A 23,055-nucleotide genomic window follows, 5' to 3' on the forward strand; every position below is an offset into this window, starting at 1 on the left:
CCGTTGTCGTGAACGGGGTCAGAGCCCGTCGTCGTGAACGGGGTGCAGCCAGCAGGCCGCGGTGCGGTCGGCGCGGTCGCTGCGGGCGACCGGGACGCCGAGGACCGGGACCTCCACACCGCAGCGCTCCATCGCGTGCGGACAACGTGGGTGGAAGGAGCAGCCGGAGGGCATCGACCGCAGGTCCGGCGGTGAGCCGGGGATGCCGGTCAGCTCGCGCTTCGGGCCCCGCAGCGCGGGGAACGAGTTGAGCAGGCCGTGGCTGTAGGGGTGCAGCGGGTCGCGGTAGAGGTCGGCGGCGTTTGCCTGCTCCACGATGCGCCCTCCGTACATGATGGCGATCCGGTCGGAGAACTCGACCAGCAGGGACAGGTCGTGGGTGATGAACACGACCGAGAACCCGAGCCGCTCGCGCAGCTCCACGAGCTGGCGCAGGATCTGCCGCTGCACCACCACGTCCAGCGCGGTGGTCGGCTCGTCCATGATGACGACCTTCGGCTCCAGCGCGAGCGCCATGCCGATCATCACGCGCTGCCGCATGCCGCCGGAGAGCTGGTGCGGGTAGCTCTCCAGCCGGTCGGCGGAGATGCCGACCAGGTGCAGCAGCTCACGGGCGCGTGCCAGGCGCGACGCGCTGCTGCTGCGCGGGTCGTGCGCCTTGATCACGTCGGTGAGCTGGGTGGAGATCCGGTGCACCGGGTTGAGCGAGTTCATCGCGCCCTGGAACACGATCGCGGTCTCGGCCCAGCGGAACCGCCGCAGCGCGGCGTGGTCCATCCGGAGCACGTCGACCGGGTCGCCGCCGTCGGGGTGGTAGAGCACCTCGCCGCCCGAGATCACGCCCGGTGGTGGGAGGAGCCTGGTCAGGCCGTAGGCCAGGGTCGACTTGCCGCTGCCGCTCTCCCCCGCCAGGCCCAGGACTTCGCCCCGGTAGAGGGTGAGGTCGACGTCGCGGACGGCGCGCACGGCGTCGTCGCCCAAGCCGTAGTCCACGTTGAGGCCGCGGACCTCCAGCACCGCGTCGGTCACGGCGTCTCCCTTCCCTCGGACCCGGGCTTCGTCGCGAGCACCGGCGTGAAGCCGACCCGCATCCGGACCGTGTGGCCGTCGGCGGTCTTGACGCTGGTCTTGCCACCGCCGCGCAGCCGCGGGCTGACGAACTCGTCGATGCCGAAGTTCACGAGCGACAGCGCGGTGCCCAGGAGCGCGATGGCCAGGCCCGCGGGCACGAACCACCACCACGCGCCCTGGGCGAGGGCCTGCTGGCTCTGCGCCCAGTACAGGACGGTGCCCCAGTTCCAGTCGCCGCCCGCGCCGACGCCGATGAACGCCAGCGTGATCTCCAGCGTCACCGCGAAGATGACCGTGCCGACGAAACCGGAGGCGATGACCGCGGTGAGGTTGGGCAGGATCTCGAACAGGATGATCCGCCAGGTCTTCTCGCCGGTCGCCCGCGCGGCCTCCACGTAGTCGCGGCCGCGCAACGAGAGCGTTTGCGCCCGCAGCACGCGCGCCCCCCACGCCCACGACGTGAAGCCGATGAGCAGCGCGATGGTGAGCGTGCTCGTCTCCGGCAGCGTCGACGTGATGATGATCATCAACGGCAGCGCCGGGAGCACCAGGAACACGTTGGACAGCGCGGAGAGCACCTCGCTGCCCGCGCCGGAGAGGTAGCCGGACGTGACGCCGACCAGGACCGACAGGATCGTCGCCACGAGGCCCGCGACGAAGCCGACCACGATGACGCTGCGCGTGCCGACCACGACCTGGCTGAAGATGTCCTGGCCGAGGTGGGTGGTGCCGAACCAGTGCGCGGCCGACGGGCCCTGGAGGAGGTCGTTGCCGCGCCCCGACGGGTCGTACGGCGCGATCCACGGCCCGACGATCGCGAGCAGGGCGAAGAAGCCCAGGATGGCCAGGCCGGTGGTGGCCTTGGGGTTGGCCACGAACCGCAGCCTGCGGCGCTTCACCGGCGCCGCGGCCGGGGTCGCCGTCCCGGTGGTGGGTACCACGGTCACTGCTCAGCCCTCCCGTCGGGTGCGCGGGTCGAGCGCGAGGTAGGCCACGTCGGCGAGGAAGTTCGCCAGCAGCACGGACAGCGTGATGATCAGGAAGATGCCCTGCATGAGCGGGTAGTCCTTGGCGCCGACGGCCTGGAACAGCTGCAGGCCCAGGCCCGGGTAGGAGAACACGATCTCCACCAGCAGCGTGCCGCCGACGATGAAGCCGAGCGACAGCGCGAACCCGGAGACGTTGGGCAGCAGCGCGTTGCGCGCCGCGTAGGACACCATCACCCGCCGGTCGGACAGGCCCTTGGCGTGCGCGACGGTCACGTAGTCCTCGGAGGCCACCGTGACCATCATGTTGCGCATGGACAGGATCCAGCCCGCCATGGACGAGATCAGGATGGTGAACGCGGGCAGGATGCCGTGCCGCAGCACGCTGCCGATGAACTCCAGGTCCGGGTTGGGCACCAGGCCGTTGTCGTAGGCGCCGGAGGCCGGGAAGAAGCTGTCCGGGCCGGTCAGCAGCGCGATGGCGATCAGGCCGAGCCAGAAGTACGGGATGGACGACACGAACGTGGTCACCGGGATCAGCGCGTCGGCCCACGAGCCGCGCCGCCAGCCGATGCCCGTGCCCAGGGCCGTGCCGATCGCGAAGCCGAGCACGGTCGTGATGCCGACCAGGCCCATCGTCCAGGGCAGGCCGTCGCCGATGACCTGCGACACCGGGGACGGGAAGTAGGTGAACGACAGGCCGAGGTCGCCGCTGAGCAGCTGACCGAGGTAGGTGAAGTACTGCTCGACCAGGCTCGCGTCCTTGTCCAGCCCGAACAGCACGTACAGCGACTGCACGGCGTCGCTGGTCATCTGGCCGCGCGACCGGGTGATCAGCGCCTGCACCGGGTCGCCGGGGATGGCGCGCGGGATGAAGAAGTTGATGGTGATCGCGGCCCACGCGGTGAACAGGTAGAACGCGATCCGCTTGAGGAGGTAGCTCACGGCGCCTCCCCGTGCGTCACCTCGACGACGCGGAGCTTGACCTTGTCGCCGTCGGACAGGTCGTCGCCGTAGAGCCAGCACGCGGCGAAGTGCCCCTCACCGTCGCTGATGGCGAACCGCGGCGGGACCTTCTCCGCGCACACCTTCATGGCGTGCGGGCAGCGCGGGTTGAAGCGGCAGCCCTCGGGCGGGTTGATCAGCGACGGCGGCTCGCCCGTGCCGCCGTCCTTCTCCTGCACGGCGGGCCGGTCGGGGTCGGGCGCCGAGTCGATCAGCAGTTGGGTGTACGGGTGGGCGGGCCGCTGGGTGACGGTCTCGCTGTCGCCGCCCTCGACCACCCGGCCGGCGTACATCACGAACGTCTCGTCGGCGAAGTAGCGGGCCGACGCGATGTCGTGGGTGATGTAGAGGATCGCCAGGTGCAGGCGTTCCTTGAGGTCCCGCAGCAGGTTCAGCACGCCGAGCCGGATGGAGACGTCCAGCATGGACACCGGCTCGTCGGCCAGCAGCGCCTCGGGGTCCGCGCCGAGGGCGCGGGCGATGGCCACGCGCTGCCGCTGGCCGCCGGACAGCTCGTGCGGGAACTTGTCCACGTACCGCTCGGGCGGGGTGAGCTGCACGCGGGTGAGCAGGGCGGCCAGCGCCTCCTCCAGCTCCTGCGGCGTCTTGCCCGCGTTGCCGTGGATCTTCAACGCGCGGGTCAGGTGGTAGCGCACGGTGTGCACGGGGTTCAGCGACGCGAACGGGTCCTGGAAGATCATCTGCACGCGCTTGCTGTACGCCCGGAAGCGCCTGCCGCCCTTGGTCCGCACGGGCTCGCCGTGCAGCCGGATCTCCCCGGAGGTCCGGGGGTAGAGCTGCGCCAGCAGCCGGGCCACCGTCGACTTGCCCGAACCGGACTCGCCGACCAGCGCGGTGACCCGGCCGCGGTGCAGCCGGAGCGTCACGTCCTCGACCGCGCGCACCGAGCGCGTGGCCCGCGACAGCAGCTCTCGCCCGCGCTTGCGGACCGGGAAGTGCTTGGTCAGGCCATCGGCCTCCAGGACCACTTCAGTGGTCCCGGAGGCCGACGGTGCGGTGCTCGTCGTCATGCGGCCGGCTTCAGGTGCAGGACGACGTCGAGCGCGTTCTCCAGCGTGGGCTGCAGCGGCGCGTACTGGTTGGTCTGGTCCGGCCAGCCCTCCCAGTTCTTGGTGCTGTACTGGCCGCCCGCGTTGGCCGCGGAGGTGATGGCGACCGGCATGTCCCGCACGAAGATCTGCTGGAGCTTGTGCAGCGCCGCGTTGCGGGCGGTGTCGTCGGCGGCGTTGGCGTACTCGGTGAGCAGCGCCGTGGCCTCGGGGTTCTCGTAACGGCCGTAGTTGCCGTTGATGCCGCCCTCGCCGATCGGCTTGAACAGCGCGCCGTTCATGATGTTCTCGTAGATGTCGTACGGCGTCGGACCGTTGTTGGTCCAGTGCAGCGCGGCCTGGAAGTCACCGGTGTCCAGCGCCTTGCTCCAGGCGTCGGCGTTCGGCAGGTCGACCGTGGCCTCGATGCCGATCTTGGACACGTTGTCCTTGATGATCTCCAGGTTCGTCACGTAGTCCGACCAGCCGGACGGCACGGTCATCTTCAGCGTGACGGGCTGACCCGACGGGTCCTTGAGCTTGTCGCCGTCGAAGGTGAAGCCGGCCGAGGTCAGCTCCTTCTTCGCGGCCTCGACGTCGACGGTGACGATCTTGCCCTGGAACTCGGGCGCGATGTAGGAGTCGCCGGCGGGCGTCGGGATGCCGGTGATGTTGTCGACCTTAGGGTAGAAGTACCCCGCCTCACCCTGCATGAAGATGTCGTCGCGGTTGATCACCATGTTCACCGCGCGGCGCAGGGCCGGGTTGTCCCACGGCGCGACCTTCGTGTTGAACCACAGGCCGTGGATGCCGAGCACCGGCGGGAAGTAGAGCTTGTAGTGCTCGGGGTCCTTGGAGGTGTAGACGGCCTCGTAGTTCGGGATGAACACGAAGCTCCACTCGGCCGCGCCGGTCGCCAGCGCGGTGGTCTGCGCGTTGTTGTCGCTGTAGGAGGTGTACCGGACCTCCTTGACCTTCGGCAGCTCCTGCCAGTACGAGTCGCGCACGGTCAGCGTCACGGTCTGCGGCGTGAACGACTTGAGGGTGTACGGGCCGCTGCCGACCGGGGTCTTGACGGCGTCCGTGCTGGGGTTGGCGATCGTGGACCAGACGTGCTTGGGCACGATCAGCTGCTCGAGGATCTTCTTCTGGTTGACGAACTGCGACTTGGGGAAGCCGACGTCGACCTTGTTGCCGGAGGACGAGACCACGTCGTAGGGCACGGAGTCGACGTTCAGGCCGGGGTTCTTCTTCAGCAGCTCGAAGGTGAACGCCACGTCCTCGGCGGTCAGCGGCTTGCCGTCGGACCACGTCGCGCCGTCGCGGATGGTCAGGCTCAACTTGTGGTAGTTGTCCGACCACTCCCACTCCGTGGCCAGCCACGGCTTGGGCTTGTCCGCGGGCTTGGTCTCGTTGACCATCGCCAGCGGCTCGAAGATCAGCCGGCGGTAGCCCAGCGAGCTGGCCGCGGACGTGTTGAGGAACGGGTTGTTGTTCTCGGTCTGCGGGCCGTTCGGCATGCCCACGTTCAGCACGCCTTCGTTCGTGCTGTTCGCACCGGGGTTCGTGGTGGAACAGGCGGCCGAGAACAGCAGTGCAGCCGCGACGGCGAGGGCGGACGTTCGCCTGAGTCGCATGGGTTCTCCTTGTCGGGCGGGGGAAGGGCGAGCGCTCGTAGTGCGGGCCGCGCGTGCCATCGCGGCTGGGACGCCCGGAGGCGTCCTCGTGTCGTTGCAGACTCAACCCCGGTGAGCCAAGTCACGTCAATCACGAACAGGTTACAAACTTAGGCTAATTTTAAGTCGCAAACTAAGGTCCGTGGTGTGGCACCGAAGCGCACCACCGTCCGCGACCTGCGTCGGCAGAACCGGTCGACGCTGCTGTCGACGCTGTTCTTCGACGGTCCCCTGAGCCGGCACGAGCTGTCCCGGCTGTCCGGGCTGTCGGCGGCGACGGTGTCCAACGTGACCGGCGAGCTGGTCGACGACGGGCTCGTGGTGGAGGCCGGGTCGGTGGACTCCGACGGCGGCCGGCCGCGGGTGCTGCTGCGGGCCAACCCGGCGTTCGGGCACGTCGTCGGGGTGGACGTCGGCGAGACCGGGATCAAGGTCGAGCTGTTCGACCTGTCGCTGACCCAGCTCGCCGCCCGCGACCACGCCCTGTCGTCGTCCTCGCCCGCCGCCGTCGCCTCGCTGATCGCCTCGTCCGTGCGGGACGTGGTCGCGTCGGCGGGCGTCGCGGCGTCCACCGTGCTCGGCGTGGGCATCGGCGTGCCCGGGACGGTCGAGCAGGGCACGACCGCGGTCGTGCACGCCCCCACCATCGGGTGGGACGGCGTGCGGCTGGAGGAGCTGGTCGCCTCGGCGTCGGAGTCGGCGTGGCCGCTGTACGTGGAGAACGGCGCGAAGACGCAGGGCCAGGCGGAGATGTGGTTCGGCGCCGGCCGCGGCGCCAGGCACGTGGTGATAGTGCTCATCGGGTCCGGTGTCGGCGCGGCGGTGGTGACCGACGGCGGGGTGTACCGGGGCGCGACCAGCTCGGCCGGCGAGTGGGGGCACACGACCATCGTCTACGGCGGTCGGCCGTGCCGGTGCGGCGCTCTGGGGTGCCTGGAGGCCTACGTGGGCGCCGAGGGCATCCTCGACCGGTACCGCAAGGCCCGGGGCCGTGAGCTGCCCGCGGGTGACGAGCAGTCGACCGTGGCCGCGCTGATCGACTCCGCGCCCCGGTCGAAGACGGCCGCGCGCGTGCTGGAGGAGACCGCCGGCTTCCTGGGCGCGGGCATCGCGAACCTGGTGAACCTGTTCAACCCGGAGCGGATCGTGCTCGGCGGGTGGGCCGGGCTGGCGCTGGGCGCGCACCAGCTCGACCGGATCGTCGCGGCCACCCGGGCGCACGCGTTGCGCCACCCGTACGAGCAGATCTCGATCGAACTGGGCCGGCTGGGCCCGGACGCGGTCGCCGTCGGCGCCGCCACCCTCCCCGTCGCCGCCCTCCTGGACCGCGCGGCCGACCCCCGCAAGCAGGCACCGCGCGCCGACATCGCCTGACCGGGCGTTGAACCCACGCGTGTGTCGAACGCTCAGGTCCCGCGTGTCGAACGCTCAGGTCCCGTGAGTTCAACGCTCGGGTGGTTGACAGCACGGGTCGCCGGGGCCGACGCTGAGCGGGAGAGCGCTCTCCGAGGCAAGGGGTCAGGTGTGGGCGAACCGGAGTCGGGATTGCTGGTCGGCAAGGTGGACGTGGCGCGCAAGGTTCGGCTGCTGACCGGCGCCACGGTCTGGCGGACGCACGACGAGCCGGACATCGGGCTGCGGTCGATCGTGGTGTCCGACGGGCCGATCGGGGTGCGCGGCCAGGGCTGGGACGAGCGCAGCACGTCGCTGGCCCTGCCCTCCCCCACCGCGCTGGCCGCCACCTGGGACGTCGACCTGGTGCGCCGGCTGGGCGTGCTGCTGGCGGCCGAGGCGCGGCGCAAGGGCGTGGACGTGCTGCTCGCACCCACGCTCAACCTGCACCGGTCGCCGTTCGCCGGGCGGCACTTCGAGTGCTTCTCCGAAGACCCCCTGCTCACCGGGCGCATCGGCGCGGCCTACATCACCGGCGTGCAGAGCGGGGGTGTCGCGGCCACCGCGAAGCACTACGTGGCCAACGACTCCGAGACCGAGCGCATGACCCTGGACGTCGACGTGGACGACCGCACGCTCCACGAGGTCTACCTGGCCCCATTCGAGGCGGCCGTCCGCGCCGGGGTGTGGGTGGTGATGTCGGCCTACAACGGCGTGAACGGCACCACCATGTCGGAGAGCCCGCTGCTGGCGGAACCGCTGAAGGGCTCCTGGGGCTTCGACGGCCTGGTGGTCTCCGACTGGGGCGCGATCCGGTCCACCGCGGCGTCCGCGAACGCCGCCCAGGACCTGGCCATGCCCGGCCCGGAGAGCCCGTGGAACGACCTGGTCGCCGCGGTCGGCAGCGGCGAGGTGCCGGAGAGCGCGCTGGACCTGAAGGTCGAGCGGCTGCTCCGGTTGGCCGCCAGGGTCGGCGCGCTCGACGGCTCGACCCCGGAGCCCGAGCCGAAGGAGGTCGAAGGCGCCGCGCCGCACGAGCTGCTGCGCGAAGCCGTCGCGGCGAGCACCGTGCTGCTGCGCAACGACGGCACCCTTCCGCTGTCCCCCGGCGTGAAGGTCGCCGTCCTCGGCCCCAACGCCGCCACCGCCCGCATCCAGGGCGGCGGCAGCGCGGGCGTCTACCCCGAGTCGGTGGTGTCCTTCGTGGACGGCCTGGCGGAGGTCGCCGAGGTCGTGCACGCGCCCGGCGTCCGGCTCGCGGACCGACCCGCGCCCCTGACCACCGCCAACGCCCGCCACCCGCACCACGGCGAGCCCGGCGTGCTGGTCCGCGTGCTCGACGCCGACGGCGCGGAGCTGACCGCCGAGCACCGGTTCCTCGGCCGCGTCCTGGAGGTTCCGCTGGTCGACGGCGCGCGCACCATCGAGGTGCACGGCAGGCTGACCGCGGACGTCACCGGCGACTGGACGCTCTCCGTGGCGGGCTTCGGCCGCCTCACGCTCGACGTGGACGGCGAGCGGCTGGTGGACGAGGACGTGCCGCTGGACACCGACGACCCGGCCGTCATCCACCTCACCCCGCCGTACCGGCAGGCGTCCGCGCACCTGGCAGCGGGCACGACGGTGGACCTCGTCGCACGCCGCGAGCTGCGCGAGCACACCGGCACGGCGACCGTCCTGGCCGCCGACCCGCCCCGTCTGAGCGACGCCGACGAGCTGGCCCGCGCCGTCGGGATGGCCCGCGTCAGCGACGTCGCGGTGGTCGTGGTCGGCACCACGGACGAGATCGAGAGCGAGGGCTTCGACCGCACGTCACTGGCTCTGCCCGGGCGCCAGGACGAGCTGGTGCGGGCGGTCCGCGCGGTGAACGAGCGGACCGTGGTCGTGGTCAACTCGGGCGGACCGGTCGAGCTGCCGTGGCGCGACGAGGTGGCGGCGGTGCTGCTGACGTGGTTCCCGGGCCAGGAAGCCGGGCACGGGCTGGCCGACGTGCTGTTCGGCGCCCGCGAGCCGGGCGGCAGGCTCCCCACGACGTGGGCCGCGCGCGGTGACGACGTGCCCGTGTCGAACGTCGTGCCCGACCGCGGCGTGCTGCGGTACGACGAGGGCCTGCACGTCGGCTACCGCGCGTGGCACCGGTCCGACGCGCGCCCGGCCTACTGGTTCGGCCACGGCCTCGGTTACACGACCTGGGCGTACGAGCAGGTCACGGCCACCGGGTCGGGCGTGCGGGTGCGCGTGCGCAACACCGGCGACCGGGCCGGGCGCGAGGTCGTGCAGGTGTACGTGACGCGGCCGGACAGCGCCGTCGAACGGCCCGCGCGCTGGCTGGGCGGCTGGGCCGTCGCGTCCGCCGGGCCGGGTGACGCGGTCGAGGTCGACGTGGAGGTGCCGGCGCGGGCCTACCAGCACTGGACGGCGGACGGGTGGGCCACCGAGCCCGGGGTGTTCACCCTCCTGGTCGGGCGGTCGGCGGGCGACACTCCCCTCACCCTCGGAGAGCGCTCTCCACACGTGGCAGAATGACCGCATGAGCAGACCGCCGACGGCCCCGCCGACGTTGGAAGACGTGGCGCGGGTCGCCGGCGTGTCCCGCGCGACGGTCTCCCGGGTCATCAACGGCACCCGCAACGTCGACCGCCGCATCCAGGAGGTCGTGCGCGCGGCCATCGACCAGACCGGGTACGCGCCCAACCGGGCGGCGCGGTCGCTGGTGACCAAGCGGGCCGGGACGATCGCGCTGGTCGTCTCGGGCGCGGGCGACCCCGGCGCCGAGGACGCGTTCGCGACCCGCGTGTTCTCCGACCCGTTCTTCGGTCGCGTGGCCAGCGGTGTGCTCGGTTCCCTGCGCACGCGCGGCGTGCACCCGGTGCTGATGGTCGCCGACACCGAGGCCGCCCGCGAGGACGTGCTGTCGTTCCTGCGGCAGGGCAGTGCGGACGGCGCGCTGCTCGTCTCCACCCACGCCGAGGACCCGCTGCCCGCCCGGCTGGTGCAGGCGGAGCTGCCCGCGGTGCTGTTCGCCCGGCCCGCCCGCCCGGTGCCGATCAGCTACGTCGACCTCGACCACCAGGCGGGCGCGAAGCTCGCCGCCGACCACCTGGTGCGCCGCGGCTGCACGCGGGTCGCCACGATCAGCGGGCCGCTGGACGTGCCCGCGTCCCAAGACCGGTTGACCGGGTTCCGCGACGCCATGGCGCGGCACGGTTTCCCGTACGTCCCGATCGCCGAGGGCGGCTTCACCTCCGGCAGCGGCGAGGCCGCGATGGAACGGCTGCTGGCCGAGCACCCGACGCTCGACGGGGTGTTCGCGGCGAACGACCTGATGGCCCAGGGCGCGTTGCTGGTGCTGCAGAAGCACGGCCGGCGCGTGCCGGACGAGGTGGCGGTGGTGGGCTTCGACGACAGCAGCCCCGCGCTGTCGTGCCGACCGCGGTTGACCACGGTCCGGCAGCCGGTGGAGGACATGGCGGCCGGGATGTCCCGGCTGCTGCTGGACCACGTCGAGGAACCGGGACTGCGCCCGAAGTCCGTCATCTTCGAGCCCTCCCTGGTGGTGCGCGAGTCCGCGTGAACCGTCGTTGACGGGGTCGTGACATCCGCGTTACGCTCCGAGAGAGCGCTCTCTCAGCGCCTCCGGTGCCACGGAGGCACAGCTCCGGGCCTTCTCGCGCCCCTTACCTCGTCAGGTAGGACAATGAGCTCTCCCCGTTCCCTGTCACGGGTCCTGACCGCCGCGCTGGCACTCGGCCTGGCCGCGGTGCTCAGCCCCGTGATCACCCAGTCCGCGCAGGCCGCCGAGTGCGGCACGACCAACGCCGCGCTGAACCGGCCGGCCACCGCCTCGTCCGTCGAGAACGGCGGCACCCCTGCCGCCGCCGCCGTCGACGGCAACACCGGCACCCGCTGGTCCAGCGCCTTCGCCGACCCGCAGTGGCTCCAGGTGGACCTCGGCTCCACGCAACAGGTCTGCCGCGTTGTGCTGACCTGGGAAGCCGCGTACGGTCGGGCGTTCCAGGTGCAGCTGTCCGACAACGCGTCCACTTGGAACACCGTCTACTCGACCACCACCGGCACCGGCGGCGCGCAGACCCTGACCGTCACGGGCTCCGGCCGCTACCTGCGGGTGCACGGCACGGCGCGCGCCACCGGCTACGGCTACTCACTGTGGGAGCTGGCAGTCAACACCGAGACCACCGGCGGCGTGGTGATCCCGCCGACCGACCCGCGCAACCCGGACTTCGGCCCCAACGTGCTCGTGTACGGCCCCGGCTACGACCGGGCCGCGATGCAGGCGCGGCTGGACCAGATCTCCGCCCAGATGAAGACCAACCAGTTCGGCTCCGAGCGGTACGCCGTGCTCTACAAGCCGGGCGTCTACGACGCGGACGTCAACCTCCGCTTCTACACCCAGGTCGCCGGCCTCGGCCTGCGGCCCGACGACGTGCGGCTCAACGGCCACGTGCGCGTCGAGGCGGACTGGTTGCAGCAGGGCGACAACCCGAACAACCTCGGCAACGCCACGCAGAACTTCTGGCGGCAGGCCGAGAACATGTTCGTCAACCTGCCCGCGGGCCAGATCGAGCGGTGGGCCGTGTCGCAGGCCGCGTCGTACCGGCGCATGCACCTGTCCGGCCAGGTCCAGCTGTGGAACGGCGGCGACGGCTGGGCGTCCGGCGGCCTGATCGTGGACAGCAAGATCGACGGCGTCACCGTGTCCGGCTCGCAGCAGCAGTTCCTGACCCGCAACAGCAACCTCGCGGGCGGTTGGAACGGCTCGGTGTGGAACATGGTGTTCGTCGGCTCGCCCGGCTCGCCCGCGCAGCACTTCCCGAACCCGTCGCACACCACCGTCGACACCACGCCGGTCGTGCGCGAGAAGCCGTTCCTGTACTTCGAGAACGGCGAGTACAAGGTGTTCGTCCCGGCGCTGCGGCACAACTCGCGCGGCACGAGCTGGGAGGCGGGCGCGCCCGCCGGCCAGTCGATCTCGCTGGCCGACTTCTTCATCGTCAAGCCCGGCACGCCGGTGGCGACGACCAACGCGGCGCTGGCGCAGGGCAAGCACCTCCTGCTGACGCCGGGTGTGCACCGCCTCACCGACACGATCAACGTGACGCGGCCGAACACCGTGGTGCTCGGCCTGGGCCTGGCGACGCTGTCCCCCGACACGGGCAGGGCCGCGATGGCGGTGTCCGATGTGGACGGCGTGAAGCTGGCCGGGTTCCTGATCGACGCCGGTGTGCAGAACTCGCCCGTGCTGCTCCAGCTCGGCCCGGCGAACTCGTCGGCCTCGCACGCGACCAACCCGACCTCGATGCACGACGTGTACCTGCGCGTCGGCGGTCCCCAGGCTGGCAAGGCCACGGTGTCGCTGGAGATCAACAGTGACAACGTGATCGTGGACCACACGTGGGTGTGGCGCGCCGACCACGGCACCGGCCCGACCGGCTGGACCGCCAACACCGGCCGCAACGGCGTCATCGTCAACGGCGACAACGTGACCGCGTACGGGTTGTTCGTCGAGCACTACCAGCAGTACAACACCATCTGGAACGGCAACGGCGGCCGCACGTACTTCTACCAGAACGAGCTGCCGTACGACCCGCCGAACCAGGCCGCGTGGATGAACGGCTCCCAGCCGGGCTGGGCCGGGTACAAGGTGGCCGACCACGTCACCACGCACGAGGCCTGGGGCCTGGGCGTGTACTCGTTCAACCAGGCCGACCCGAGCATCCACACGGCCAACGGCTTCGAGGTGCCCAACCGCTCGGGCGTGCGCCTGCACGACCTGGTGACGGTGTCGCTCGGCGGTGTCGGGACGATCGACAACGTCGTGAACGGCGTCGGAGGCGCGGCGAACATGGCCACGCAGCAGCGTTACGTCGTCAACTACCCGTGACGCGGTGAGCGGTCGAACCGCCCCGCCGAGGCTCGCGTCCTCGGCGGGGCGGTTCGCGCTCACCCGGACAGCGGCACGGCGTTCGTCGGCAGGCGGACGGTGCGCAGGAAGGCCGGCAGCAGCCACGGGCGGCGGCCGGTGACGCGCAGTCCGCCGGTCAGGGCGGCGCGGACCCGGCTGACCCGGCCGAACAGCACGAGGTTGAGCGTGGCCGGGTCGAAGGTGAGGCGCGCGTCCACCGGGTCGCCCGGCTCGCCGACCGAGACCCGACCGCGGTGCAGGACGATCGTGACCGGGGTCGTGTGGCGGGAGCGGAAGGCCACGGCGATGCGGCGGTCGCTGGGCGGGGGGCCGTCGAGGACGCCGCCCACGTCGTTGCGCACCATGCCGACGATGAACAGGTCGAAGAACAGCGCGGCTTCCCGCGGCGGTACGGACCAGGGCGCGCCGATGCCGCGGGCGATGTCCCAGCCGTGGATCAGCAGCTCGTTGACCAGGTGCGCGAGCACGCCGGCCACCGGCACCCGGGACGCGCCCAGCCACGGCACCGTCCGCTCGGGGTCGGTCCCGCCGGTGGCGTCGAGGATCGACGCCACCCGTGACCGCAGCACGGCGGCCAGCGTGGCGGGGTCGCGTTCGGTGAAGCGGCGCAGCGCCAGGTCGTTCAGCTCGGCGACGGTCTCCACGGTGACGGTGGGGATGCGCGCGGCCAACGCCGGGTCGGCCACCTCGCCACCGCCGGGTGCCAGCAGCGTGGTGTAGATCGAGGCGATGGCGACGACGTGCGCCGCCGTGTCGGCCACCGTCCAGTCCGGGGTCGCGAGCGCGCTCGGATCGGAGGTGGCGACGAGGTCGGCGAACCGCCCGGTCACGTCGGACAGCACGTCCCGCACGACAGGCCACTGCTCGGACACCACGACACCCCCAGTCGACGACCGGGACGATAACAGTGTTTCGACGACGTCGGCTACCGATCGCGCGACACGGCGACCTCCACGAACTCCCGCACCACCGGGTTCGACACCCCCGGCACCCACGCGACCGCGATCCGCAGCGGCTCGATGTCGGTGACCGGCCGCCACGCCAGGTCGGGGTGCGCGTAGTACTCGGCCATCGACTCCGGCCCGAAGCACACCGCCGCACCGCTCGCGACGTGCTCCAGCATCTCGTCCACGTTGTCGTTCTCCGGTCCCCACACGGGTTCGCGGCCGTCCGGGCGCGGGTTGACCGCCCACCAGTCGACCCACGCCTTCGGCGCCTTGCGCGTCCACATCAACGGCTCGTCGCGCACGTCCGCGATGGTCACCGACTCCCGTGCCGTCAACGGGTGGTCGCGGGCCACGGCCACGTACCGCGCCTCGGTCGCCACCACCTCGGCGCGCAGCCCGTCCGTGTCCGCCGGCAGCCACACGAACGCCACGTCGACCAGCCCCTGCCGCACCGCGTCCGGTTCCCCGCCCCAGTCGCACCGCTTGGGCTCGACCGTGACGTCCGGCCGTCGCGCCGCGAACGCCGCCCGCGACCGCCGCGCCACGCTCCCCCCGCCCGACGCGACGAACCCGACCCGCACCACGTTCGCCTCGGCCGCCGCCGCCGACCGCGCCACCCGCACCGCGTCCCGCCAGCCGTCCACGGCCCGTCGCGCCAGCGGCAGCAACTCCGCACCCGCCGCGGTCAACCGGATCTCCCGCCCGGTCCGCACGAACAACTCCACCCCCAGGTCCGCCTCGAGCTGCCGGACCTGCCTGCTCAGCGCGGGCTGCGACAGGTAGAGAGCACGCGCCGCCGCGGTGAAGCTCAACCGGTCGGCCACCGCGACGAAGTACCGCAGCACCCTGGTGTCCACGTCGAGAGGACTCACGGCGACAGCGTATTGGGCTCCGCTCGTCGTTGGGGTGCTCGGTAAGCCCAGTCCCACACCGCTTCCACCGGGCCGCGGGTGAACCGGCTCATCCACCACGACGCGCCCGCCACGAGCAGGACCGCGATCAGCAGCCACACGCCCGCGGTGAACCAGGGGCCCAGGTGGCCCCACCGGCGGGCCAGGTCCAGTCCCCACTGGTAGCACAGCACGGACGCGAGCACGTTCTGGCCGATGTAGCAGCTCAGCGCCGACCGGCCCACGGCGGTCACGCCGCGGCGCAGCGGGCCCGCCTCCGCACGCATCCCGTTGACCAGCGCGGTGATCGCGCCGAGCAGGCCGAGGGCGACCAGCGGCGCGCACAGGTACCGGTCGACGGCGAACCAGTCCCGGCCGGCGAGCGTGGTGGCGACGTTGAGCGGCACGCCGACGCACAGTCCCCAGATCACCAGCCGCCGCTGGATCCGGCGCCCCCGCGGGGAGTCCTCCAACGCGCCCGCCCGGAACAGCCACGCGCCGGCCAGGAACAGCAGGGTGCTCAACGGCAGCACCAGGAACCCCTCGGCGCGGAACAGCGCGAAGTGCTCGACGCGCGCCTGCACGCCACCCCACCAGCCGTCCCCGGCGAGCACGAACCCCGGCTCGCCGACGGTCGTGCTCCCGCTCAGCATCCCGACCGTGATCAGGCCGACCAGCGCCAGGTTCACCGCGCCCGCCGCGACCATCCAGCCGACCTGGACCCGACGGCCGCACCCCACCAGGTAGGCGACCAGCACGGACACCACCGCGTAGAACATCAGCACGTCGAACTCGAAGACCAGCACGTAGTGCGCCAGGCCCTCGAACAGCAGCAGCGCCGAGCGCCACAGGTACCACCCGGGCCACCGCCGCCCCCGCCGCTCGGCCGAGCGGTGCTGGATCGCCAGCCCGATGCCGAACATGATCGACAGCAGGCCCAGGAACTTCCCGTTGGCGACCATCTGCAGCAGCGCGGTCACCGGGTCGTCCGCACCGCCCCCGAAGCCGGCCAGGAACCCCATCACCCCCTGCGGGTTCGTGAAGACCCACACGTTCGTCCCGAACGTGCCCAGGATCGCCACCCCTCGCAGCACGTCCAGCGCCGCGATTCGTCCACCCATGCGTCCTCCCCTGACTGCTCGCACCACCGAACGTAGGACGAGAGGAGGTCCGCGATCGTCGGCGGAAGGTGCCCGGTCGTGTCCCACCTTCGGACGATGGCGGCGGCCGAACGGATGACAGCGCGGGCGCACAAGGTGACGTGGGCAGGTCACAAATCCATACCGTGCGGATTTGGCCACACGAACGTAACCGCGCGCGCTCGGCACGCAACACGCGGTTCATAGCTTCTCGGTTCCACCTGCTCGAAAGGAGCTGCCGGTGCGTCCCAGAACCTCCCGGCCCGGAACCTTCCAGCCCAGGACCTTGCAGCGCGGCCTGATCGCCCTCCTGCTGCCCGCCCTGCTCGCGACGGCCTGCGTCGACGAGCCCGGCGGCGGCGCGGGTGCCTCCGGTGACGAGATCAAGGTCGGCATCCTGCACTCGTTGAGCGGCACCATGGCCATCAGCGAGGTGACCGTGCGCGACGCGGAGCTGCTGGCCATCGAGGAGATCAACGCCAAGGGTGGCGTGCTGGGCAAGAAGGTCGTCCCGGTCACCGAGGACGGCGCGTCCGACTGGCCCACGTTCGCGGAGAAGGCGCAGAAGCTCATCTCGCAGGACGAGGTGGCGACGGTGTTCGGCGGCTGGACCTCGGCCAGCCGCAAGGCGATGCTGCCGGTCTTCGAGCGCAACAAGGCGCTGCTGTGGTACCCCGTGCAGTACGAGGGCTTGGAGAGCTCGCCGTACATCTTCTACACCGGTGCGACGACGAACCAGCAGATCGTGCCGGCGCTGGACTACCTGGCCGCACAGGGGAAGCGGAAGCTGTTCCTGGTCGGCAGCGACTACGTGTTCCCGCGCACCGCGAACAAGATCATCAAGGCGTACGCGGCGGCCAAGGGCATCGAGGTGTCGGGCGAGGAGTACACGCCGCTGGGCCACACCGAGTACAGCACGCTGGTCAACAAGATCGCCGACGCGAAGCCGGACGCGGTGTTCAACACCCTCAACGGCGACAGCAACGTGGCGTTCTTCAAGCAGTTGCGCGGTTCCGGCATCACGCCGCAGACCACGCCGGTGGTGTCGGTGAGCGTCGCCGAGGAGGAGGTCAAGGGCATCGGGCCGGAGAACGTCGCCGGGCACCTGGTCGCGTGGAACTACTACCAGACCACCACCACGCCCGCGAACGACGCGTTCGTCAAGGCGTTCAAGGCGAAGTACGGCGCGGACAAGGTGACCTCCGACCCGATGGAGGCAGGCTACAACGCCGTGCACCTGTGGGCGGCAGCGGTGACGAAGGCCGGCACGACGGAGGTCGAGGCGGTGCGCAAGGCCGCGGGCGGCATCACGATCGAGGCACCCGAGGGCACCACCACCATCGACGGCGAGAACCAGCACGTGGCCAAGACCGCGCGGATCGGCCTGGTGCAGGCCGACGGCCAGATCAAGGAGGTCTGGTCCTCCCCCGGCCCGATCAAGCCCGACCCGTACCTCAGGTCCTACGACTGGGCGGGTGGGCTCGGCTGATGGGCGCGCTGGCCAACCAGCTCCCCATCGGGTTGAGCATCGCGGCGGTGCTGCTGCTCATCGCCCTCGGCCTGACGTTCACGTTCGGCCAGATGGGCGTGATCAACATGGCGCACGGCGAGTTCATCATGGCGGGCGCCTACACCGCGTACGTGGTGCAGGGCCTCACGTCCCAGTCGTTCCTCATCGCGCTGCCGGTCGCGTTCGCGGTGGCCGGGCTGATGGGACTGCTGCTGGAGTGGTCGCTGGTCCGGCGGTTCTACGGCCGACCGCTGGACACGCTGCTGCTGACCTGGGGCGTGAGCCTGGTGCTGCAGCAACTCGCCCGCGACGTCTTCGGCGCGCCGAACGTCCAGGTGAGCGCGCCGGGTTGGTTGACGGGCGGCGTCGACGTGCTCGGCGTGCGCCTGCCCTACAACCGGCTGTTCATCGTCGTGCTGGCCGCGCTGTGCGTGGTCGGAGTGTGGCTGTACCTGACCAGGCTGCCCGCCGGTCGCCGGATGCGGGCCGTCGTGCAGAACCGCGAACTGGCCGCGGCCAGCGGCATCGCCACCGGGCGGGTCGACCGGTTCACGTTCCTGCTCGGCTCGGGGCTGGCCGGGGTGGCGGGCGTCGCGCTGACGCTCGTCGGCCCGGTCGGCCCGAGCCTGGGCACCTTCTACATCGTGGACGCGTTCCTGGTCGTGGTCGCGGGCGGCCTGGGCCAGTTGCGCGGCGCGGTGCTGGCCGCCGTCGCGCTCGGTTTCCTCAACAGCTACCTGGAGTTCTGGACGGACGCGAGCCTGGCCAAGGTGCTGGTGTTCGTGGCGATCATCGCGTTCCTCCAGGTCCGGCCGCAGGGCATGTTCGTGCTGAAGGGGAGGGCGTTGGTATGACGTGGGGTCGGATCTCCCTCGTGGTGTGCGTCGTGCTGCTGGCGGTGGCGCCGTTCGCGCTCTCGCCGTTCCGCCTCGGGTTGCTGGCGAAGTACCTGTGCTTCGCGATCGTGGCGGTCGGCATCGCCCTGGCCTGGGGTCAGGGCGGCATGCTGACGCTGGGGCAGGGCGTGTTCTTCGGCCTGGGCGGCTACGCGATGGCCATGTACCTGAAGCTGCGGGAAGCCGGGTCGGCCGGGTTGCCGGACTTCATGGTGTGGAGCGGGGTCGAGGAGCTGCCCGCGCTGTGGCGGCCGTTCGGCAACCCGGTGTTCGCGCTGGCCGCGGTGGTGCTGGTGCCCGGCCTGCTGGCGTTCCTGCTGGGGCTGCTGGTGTTCCGGCAACGGGTGCGCGGCGCGTACTTCGCGATCCTGTCCCAGGCGCTGGCCGCGGCGTTCGTGATCCTGCTCGTCGGGCAGCAGGGGTTGACCGGCGGCACCAACGGGATGACCAACTTCACCCAGTTCTTCGGGCTCGACCTCACCGACCCCGACGGGCAGCGCGCCGTGTACGCCGTCACGGCGCTCGTGCTGGGCGTGACGTTCCTGGTGGCGAAGCTGCTGGTGCGCAGCCGGTTCGGCCGGCTGCTGGTGGCGGTGCGCGACGGTGAGGACCGGGTGCGGTTCCTCGGCTACGACCCGGCCGTGGTGAAGACGATCGCGTTCACCATCTCGGCGGTGATGGCGGGCTTGGCGGGCGCGTTGTTCGTGCCGGTCGTCGGCATCATCTCCCCCGCGCTGCTGGGGATCGTGCCGTCGCTGGAGCTGCTGGTCGGCGTGGCGGTCGGCGGCCGGTTCGTGCTCGCCGGGGCCATCGCGGGCGCGATCGCGGTCAACTACGCGAAGACGTTGTTCAGCGAGGACTTCGCCGAGGGCTGGCTGTACCTGCAGGGCGGGCTGTTCGTGCTCGTGCTGGTGTTCGCGCCGAAGGGCCTCGCCGGCGTGGTCGAGTCGGCGCGGTCCCGGTTCTCCCGCGAGCGGGCGGGGGTGGCGGTGTGACGGCGCTGCTGGAGGTGCGCGGGCTGCGCGTGGTGTTCGACGGGTTCGCGGCGGTCGACGGGCTGGACCTCACCGTGGAGGAGGGTGAGCTGCGGTTCCTGATCGGGCCGAACGGCGCGGGCAAGACCACGTTGATCGACGTGGTGACCGGGTTGACCAAGCCGGCGGCGGGCAGCGTCCGGTTCGGCGGTCAGGAGCTGGTGGGTCGACGGGAGCACCGGATCGTGCGGATGGGCGTGGGTCGCACGTTCCAGACCGCGACCGTGTTCGAGGAGCTGACCGTGGTGGAGAACCTGGACCTCGCGGGCAGCTTCCGGATGCCGCTGCGGTCGTTGCTGCGCCGGCGGCGCGGCGTGTCCGACGCGGTGGCTTCGGCGTTGGAGGCGGCGGACCTGACCGCGTTGGCGGACAGGCCCGCCGGGGTGCTCTCGCACGGCCAGCGGCAGTGGTTGGAGATCGGGATGCTGCTGGTGCAGCAGCCGAAGCTGGTGCTGCTGGACGAGCCGGTGGCGGGCATGAGCCGGTCGGAGCGGGAGCGGACGGGCGAGCTGCTGCACCGGATCGCGGCCGCGCACACCGTGGTCGTGGTCGAGCACGACATGGAGTTCCTGCGCCGGTACGCGCGCAAGGTCACCGTGCTGCACCAGGGCCGCGTGCTGCGGGAGGGGTCGGTCGCCGAGGTGCAGGACGACCCGCGGGTGCGCGAGGTGTACCTGGGCCGGGCCAAGGGGAAGGCGGTGACGTGATGCTGTCGGTGTCCGGTGTCGACGCGGCGTACGGGCGGGCGCGGGTGCTGTTCGGCGTGGGGTTGGAGGTGCCCGCCGGGTCGTTGGTGTGCGTGATGGGGCGCAACGGCGTCGGCAAGACGACGTTGCTCAAGACCGTGATGGGCACGATCACGCCCACCGCCGGCCGGATCGCGTTCGACGGGCGGGACGTCACGCGGATGCCGACGCACCAGCGGGTGCGCGCGGGCATGGCGTACGTGCCGCAGGGCCACGTCTCGTTCCCGCAGTTGACGGTGTGGGAGAACCTCCAGGTGACGCTGGAGGCGACCGCGCACCGGGACGCGGCGGCGGTGGACGAGGCGCTGGACGTCTTCCCGGCGTTGCGGGGGTTGCTCAAGCGGCCGGCCGGGTTGCTGTCCGGTGGGCAGCGGCAGCAGCTCGCGATCGCCCGCGCGTTGATCACGCGACCGAAGTTGCTGGTCCTGGACGAGCCGACGGAAGGCGTGCAGCCCTCGGTGATCGACGAGATCGAGGCGGCGGTCGAGCGGTTGCACCGCGAGGCCGGGCTGACCGTGCTGCTGGTGGAGCAGTACCTGGACTTCGCGGTGCGGCTGGCCGACAGCTTCGTGGTGCTGGACGCGGGCGAGGTCGTGCGCGCCGGGGCCGCGGCGGAGCTGCACGACGAGGAGGTGCGCCGGATGCTGGCCGTCTGACCGTTCCCGCTCACCGGCGCCGGGCGGCGGCCTGGCGGGCGAGCGCGCCCGCGGCCAGGATCAGGATCATCGCGGCCAGGCCCCAGCGCCGCTGGTCGCGGACCGCGTTGTTCGTCGGTGCCAACGTCTCCACCTGCCGGTCGGGCGCGTCGATGTCGGCCGGCGGTGGGGGCGGCGGCGGTGGCGGCGGCGGGGGTGGGGTGTTCGGCGGCGGCGTGGTCAACCGCGGCGGGGGCGGGACGTTCGGCGGCGGCACGGCCGGGGCCGGGGCCGGGCGGAGCGTCGTGGTCGTGTTGGTGGTGGTCGTCGTCCGGGCGACGGTCGTGGTGGTCGTTGTGGGGGTTGGTTGTGGTGGCCGGGTTGTTGTCGTGGTGGTGGTCGGGGGGACGGTGGTCGTTGTCGTCGTGGGCGGTGTGGTGGTGGTGGTGGTCGTAGTGGTGGTTGTGGTCGTGGGGGTCGTCGTGGGCGTGGGGATGGTGGACAGGCAGCCCGACGAGTCGATGGTGTTCAAGGCCTTGCGGGACGAGATCTCGGTGACCACGCCGGAGCCGTCCAGCGCCACCCGGAACAACCTGCTGCGGCCGTGGTGGTTGTTGTTGGTGGCGTAGAGCGAACCGTCCGGCGACAGCGTCACCGCGCCGTAGCCGGTCCCTCCGGGCAGCCGACCGGCCCCGGGCACCGGCTTCGTCCGGCCGGTGCCCGGGTCGACGGTCACCACCACGCCGTGGCCGTGGTCGGTGGCGACGCCGTAGAGCAGGCCGTCGTCGGGGTTGAAGTCGAAGTCGTCCACCGTGGTGCCCCACGGCCACAGCCACGTCTCGTCCACGACGCGCCCGAACGTCGGGCTGCCCGGGCGGATGTCGACCGCGAGCAGCCGCGGGCCGGCCCGCACGACCAGCCGCTCGTCCACCACCACGCCCGCCGTCGCGTGCGCCAGCCCGGGTGTCGGCCTCGACGGCCGGCCGACCACCCGACCGGTCCGGTCCAGGGCGACCAGCCTGCCCTGCTGGTCCACGCCGTAGACGAGGTTCTGCGCGGCGGAGAAGCCGATGGCGTTGAGCCGCACGCCGAGCGTGGTGAGCGACGTCGTCTCGCCGGACGGGAACCGCACCTGGAAGACGGACGAGGGGCCGTGGGCCCCCGCCTCGACCTGGATGACGGTGCACACGACCTGCGCGAGCGCGTCGATCATCCGAACCGCTCCACCGCGGCCTCGAACGCCTCCGGGGTCACCCCGGCTCCGCCGCCGAACGGGTTCTGGAGCTGGTAGGTCGCGTACAGCAGCAGCGTGATGGTGGCGGCGAAGGTCGCCACGATCAGCACGTGCGTGCGGATGCGCGGCCCGCCGAACAGCAGCGGCAGGCCGACGGCCAGCACGCTGCCCGCGATCAGCACGAACCACACGACCGAGCTGATGCCGCCGCCCGCCGCGTTCAGCCGCGCCTGCCTGGCCTCGTAGACCTCCCACAGCCGGCTCGCGGCCTCGGTCTTGCGGTCGACCTGCCACTCGTCTTCCGCGGGCGCGTCGGCCACGACCCGGCGCAGCCGGTCGAGCTCCGACCAGCCGCTGGACTGGAACTCCCCGCCGGACACCATGCCCGGCCACTCGTCGTCGATGACCGTGACGGCGTACTGCCGGGCCAGGTCGCGCACCTGTCCGCCGACCTCGCCGGACAGCGCGTCGCCGGCCCACGTGGCGGCCACCAGGCTGTCCGCCTCGCGGTAGGCGGCGTCACTCGCCTGGTTGACGCCGTCGAAGAGGGCGATGAGCACGAACGCCAGCAGCACCGCGTGCAGGCCGGCCACTATCGTGAAGACCTGGCCCGCGGCCTCGTTGTTGGCCGAGCGGCCCTCCAGCTCGCCGTACTTGCGGATCAGGTAGGCCATGACGGCGGCCACGACCGCCGCGCCGGCGACCCACAGCAGACCTGTGAGGTAAATGCTCATCGACACCCTTTCGTCACCCGTAATGAATTCCACAGATCCGCCGATTCACTCACCCGCAAGCTAGTGATCGACCCGATCCGGTGGTAAGAACGTTCATCCGGGTGCCAAGAAAGGCCAGTCTGTCAGGTGACCTGCTCACCGCTCTTCACGATACTCCCGGTCGATAG

Annotated in this window: 19 protein-coding genes; 9 read left to right on the plus strand and 10 right to left on the minus strand. The window is 71.6% G+C overall.

What is annotated here, in order from left to right; all coding sequences use genetic code 11:
• Positions 1-18: 18 nt before the first annotated feature.
• From FHX81_RS09865 to FHX81_RS09885, 5 genes are read right to left on the minus strand one after another with little or no spacing between them, the layout of a single operon-like run.
• Complete coding sequence (locus FHX81_RS09865; RefSeq protein WP_141977149.1) at positions 19-1,029, minus strand: ABC transporter ATP-binding protein; 1,011 nt, start codon at positions 1,027-1,029, stop codon at positions 19-21.
• Positions 1,026-2,018 carry an ABC transporter permease gene (locus FHX81_RS09870; protein ID WP_141977151.1) on the minus strand — a complete coding sequence of 331 codons (993 nt, stop codon included), beginning with the start codon at positions 2,016-2,018 and terminating at the stop codon, positions 1,026-1,028. Before FHX81_RS09870 ends, FHX81_RS09865 begins: the two co-directional genes overlap by 4 nt.
• Positions 2,019-2,021: 3 nt before the next feature.
• Positions 2,022-3,002, minus strand: coding sequence for an ABC transporter permease (locus tag FHX81_RS09875; protein WP_141977153.1), 981 nt, complete (start codon positions 3,000-3,002; stop codon positions 2,022-2,024).
• Positions 2,999-4,093, minus strand: coding sequence for an ABC transporter ATP-binding protein (locus FHX81_RS09880; RefSeq protein WP_141977155.1), 1,095 nt, complete (start codon positions 4,091-4,093; stop codon positions 2,999-3,001). Before FHX81_RS09880 ends, FHX81_RS09875 begins: the two co-directional genes overlap by 4 nt.
• Entirely contained in the window at positions 4,090-5,748 is a 1,659-nt protein-coding gene (locus FHX81_RS09885; RefSeq protein ID WP_141977157.1) for an ABC transporter substrate-binding protein, read from the minus strand. The genes FHX81_RS09880 and FHX81_RS09885 overlap by 4 nt, the downstream gene beginning before the upstream one ends.
• Positions 5,749-5,934: 186 nt before the next feature.
• On the opposite strand from FHX81_RS09885, the gene FHX81_RS09890 reads away from it, so the two are divergent.
• The 4 genes from FHX81_RS09890 to FHX81_RS09905 all read left to right on the plus strand — a co-directional run bounded on the left by FHX81_RS09890 (position 5,935) and on the right by FHX81_RS09905 (position 13,081).
• Positions 5,935-7,161 carry an ROK family transcriptional regulator gene (locus tag FHX81_RS09890; protein WP_141977159.1) on the plus strand — a complete coding sequence of 409 codons (1,227 nt, stop codon included), beginning with the start codon at positions 5,935-5,937 and terminating at the stop codon, positions 7,159-7,161.
• A gap of 150 nt (positions 7,162-7,311) precedes the next feature.
• Positions 7,312-9,705 carry a glycoside hydrolase family 3 C-terminal domain-containing protein gene (locus tag FHX81_RS09895; protein WP_141977161.1) on the plus strand — a complete coding sequence of 798 codons (2,394 nt, stop codon included), beginning with the start codon at positions 7,312-7,314 and terminating at the stop codon, positions 9,703-9,705.
• Positions 9,706-9,709: 4 nt separating this feature from the next.
• Positions 9,710-10,753, plus strand: coding sequence for a LacI family DNA-binding transcriptional regulator (locus FHX81_RS09900; RefSeq protein WP_141977163.1), 1,044 nt, complete (start codon positions 9,710-9,712; stop codon positions 10,751-10,753).
• A 123-nt stretch (positions 10,754-10,876) separates the two neighbouring features.
• Positions 10,877-13,081: a discoidin domain-containing protein gene (locus tag FHX81_RS09905; RefSeq protein WP_141977165.1), complete on the plus strand. Its 2,205-nt coding sequence runs from the start codon at positions 10,877-10,879 to the stop codon at positions 13,079-13,081.
• 59 nt (positions 13,082-13,140) lie between these two features.
• On the opposite strand, the gene FHX81_RS09910 is transcribed toward FHX81_RS09905, so the two are convergent.
• Genes FHX81_RS09910 through FHX81_RS09920 form a run of 3 tightly spaced genes read right to left on the minus strand, consistent with a single transcriptional unit; the run spans position 13,141 to position 16,081 of the window.
• Complete coding sequence (locus tag FHX81_RS09910; RefSeq protein WP_141977167.1) at positions 13,141-13,995, minus strand: maleylpyruvate isomerase N-terminal domain-containing protein; 855 nt, start codon at positions 13,993-13,995, stop codon at positions 13,141-13,143.
• A gap of 53 nt (positions 13,996-14,048) precedes the next feature.
• Positions 14,049-14,942: a LysR family transcriptional regulator gene (locus tag FHX81_RS09915; RefSeq protein WP_211363448.1), complete on the minus strand. Its 894-nt coding sequence runs from the start codon at positions 14,940-14,942 to the stop codon at positions 14,049-14,051.
• Positions 14,939-16,081: a DUF418 domain-containing protein gene (locus FHX81_RS09920; protein ID WP_141977169.1), complete on the minus strand. Its 1,143-nt coding sequence runs from the start codon at positions 16,079-16,081 to the stop codon at positions 14,939-14,941. Before FHX81_RS09920 ends, FHX81_RS09915 begins: the two co-directional genes overlap by 4 nt.
• 259 nt (positions 16,082-16,340) lie before the next feature.
• Here FHX81_RS09920 and urtA point away from each other — a divergent pair, with 259 nt between their 5' ends.
• The 5 genes from urtA to urtE are packed head-to-tail and all read left to right on the plus strand — an operon-like array spanning position 16,341 to position 20,941.
• A complete protein-coding gene (urtA, locus tag FHX81_RS09925) occupies positions 16,341-17,588 on the plus strand; it encodes an urea ABC transporter substrate-binding protein (protein ID WP_211363449.1) in 1,248 nt (415 codons plus the stop codon).
• The gene (gene urtB, locus FHX81_RS09930) at positions 17,588-18,463 is read left to right on the plus strand and encodes an urea ABC transporter permease subunit UrtB (protein ID WP_141977171.1); all 876 of its coding nucleotides are present in this window, start codon (positions 17,588-17,590) and stop codon (positions 18,461-18,463) included. Before urtA ends, urtB begins: the two co-directional genes overlap by 1 nt.
• Positions 18,460-19,500, plus strand: a complete 1,041-nt coding sequence (gene urtC / locus FHX81_RS09935; protein ID WP_141977173.1) for an urea ABC transporter permease subunit UrtC — start codon at positions 18,460-18,462, stop codon at positions 19,498-19,500. Before urtB ends, urtC begins: the two co-directional genes overlap by 4 nt.
• Positions 19,497-20,246: an urea ABC transporter ATP-binding protein UrtD gene (urtD, locus tag FHX81_RS09940; RefSeq protein ID WP_141977175.1), complete on the plus strand. Its 750-nt coding sequence runs from the start codon at positions 19,497-19,499 to the stop codon at positions 20,244-20,246. Before urtC ends, urtD begins: the two co-directional genes overlap by 4 nt.
• On the plus strand, positions 20,246-20,941 hold the full coding sequence (gene urtE, locus FHX81_RS09945; RefSeq protein WP_141983853.1) for an urea ABC transporter ATP-binding subunit UrtE: 696 nt from the start codon (positions 20,246-20,248) through the stop codon (positions 20,939-20,941). Before urtD ends, urtE begins: the two co-directional genes overlap by 1 nt.
• A 10-nt stretch (positions 20,942-20,951) precedes the next feature.
• Here urtE and FHX81_RS41230 read toward each other — a convergent pair whose 3' ends face one another.
• Both FHX81_RS41230 and FHX81_RS09955 read right to left on the minus strand, forming a co-directional pair.
• The gene (locus FHX81_RS41230) at positions 20,952-22,133 is read right to left on the minus strand and encodes a DUF6923 family protein (protein WP_211363450.1); all 1,182 of its coding nucleotides are present in this window, start codon (positions 22,131-22,133) and stop codon (positions 20,952-20,954) included.
• Positions 22,130-22,888, minus strand: a complete 759-nt coding sequence (locus FHX81_RS09955; RefSeq protein ID WP_141977177.1) for a bestrophin-like domain — start codon at positions 22,886-22,888, stop codon at positions 22,130-22,132. Before FHX81_RS09955 ends, FHX81_RS41230 begins: the two co-directional genes overlap by 4 nt.
• Between the last annotated feature and the right edge of the window lie 167 nt (positions 22,889-23,055).

Origin of the sequence: Saccharothrix saharensis (genome assembly GCF_006716745.1) — a bacterium.
GTDB classification, from domain to species: Bacteria; Actinomycetota; Actinomycetes; order Mycobacteriales; family Pseudonocardiaceae; genus Actinosynnema; species Actinosynnema saharense.

Coding starts and splice junctions, on each gene's coding strand:
- urtB (WP_141977171.1), top strand. CDS start 17,588: ATGGGCGCGCTGGCCAACCAGCTCCCCATCGGGTTGAGCATCGCGGCG.
- FHX81_RS09900 (WP_141977163.1), top strand. CDS start 9,710: ATGAGCAGACCGCCGACGGCCCCGCCGACGTTGGAAGACGTGGCGCGG.
- urtE (WP_141983853.1), top strand. CDS start 20,246: ATGCTGTCGGTGTCCGGTGTCGACGCGGCGTACGGGCGGGCGCGGGTG.
- FHX81_RS41230 (WP_211363450.1), bottom strand. CDS start 22,133: ATGATCGACGCGCTCGCGCAGGTCGTGTGCACCGTCATCCAGGTCGAG.
- FHX81_RS09885 (WP_141977157.1), bottom strand. CDS start 5,748: ATGCGACTCAGGCGAACGTCCGCCCTCGCCGTCGCGGCTGCACTGCTG.
- FHX81_RS09905 (WP_141977165.1), top strand. CDS start 10,877: ATGAGCTCTCCCCGTTCCCTGTCACGGGTCCTGACCGCCGCGCTGGCA.
- FHX81_RS09955 (WP_141977177.1), bottom strand. CDS start 22,888: ATGAGCATTTACCTCACAGGTCTGCTGTGGGTCGCCGGCGCGGCGGTC.
- FHX81_RS09920 (WP_141977169.1), bottom strand. CDS start 16,081: ATGGGTGGACGAATCGCGGCGCTGGACGTGCTGCGAGGGGTGGCGATC.
- urtC (WP_141977173.1), top strand. CDS start 18,460: ATGACGTGGGGTCGGATCTCCCTCGTGGTGTGCGTCGTGCTGCTGGCG.
- FHX81_RS09880 (WP_141977155.1), bottom strand. CDS start 4,093: ATGACGACGAGCACCGCACCGTCGGCCTCCGGGACCACTGAAGTGGTC.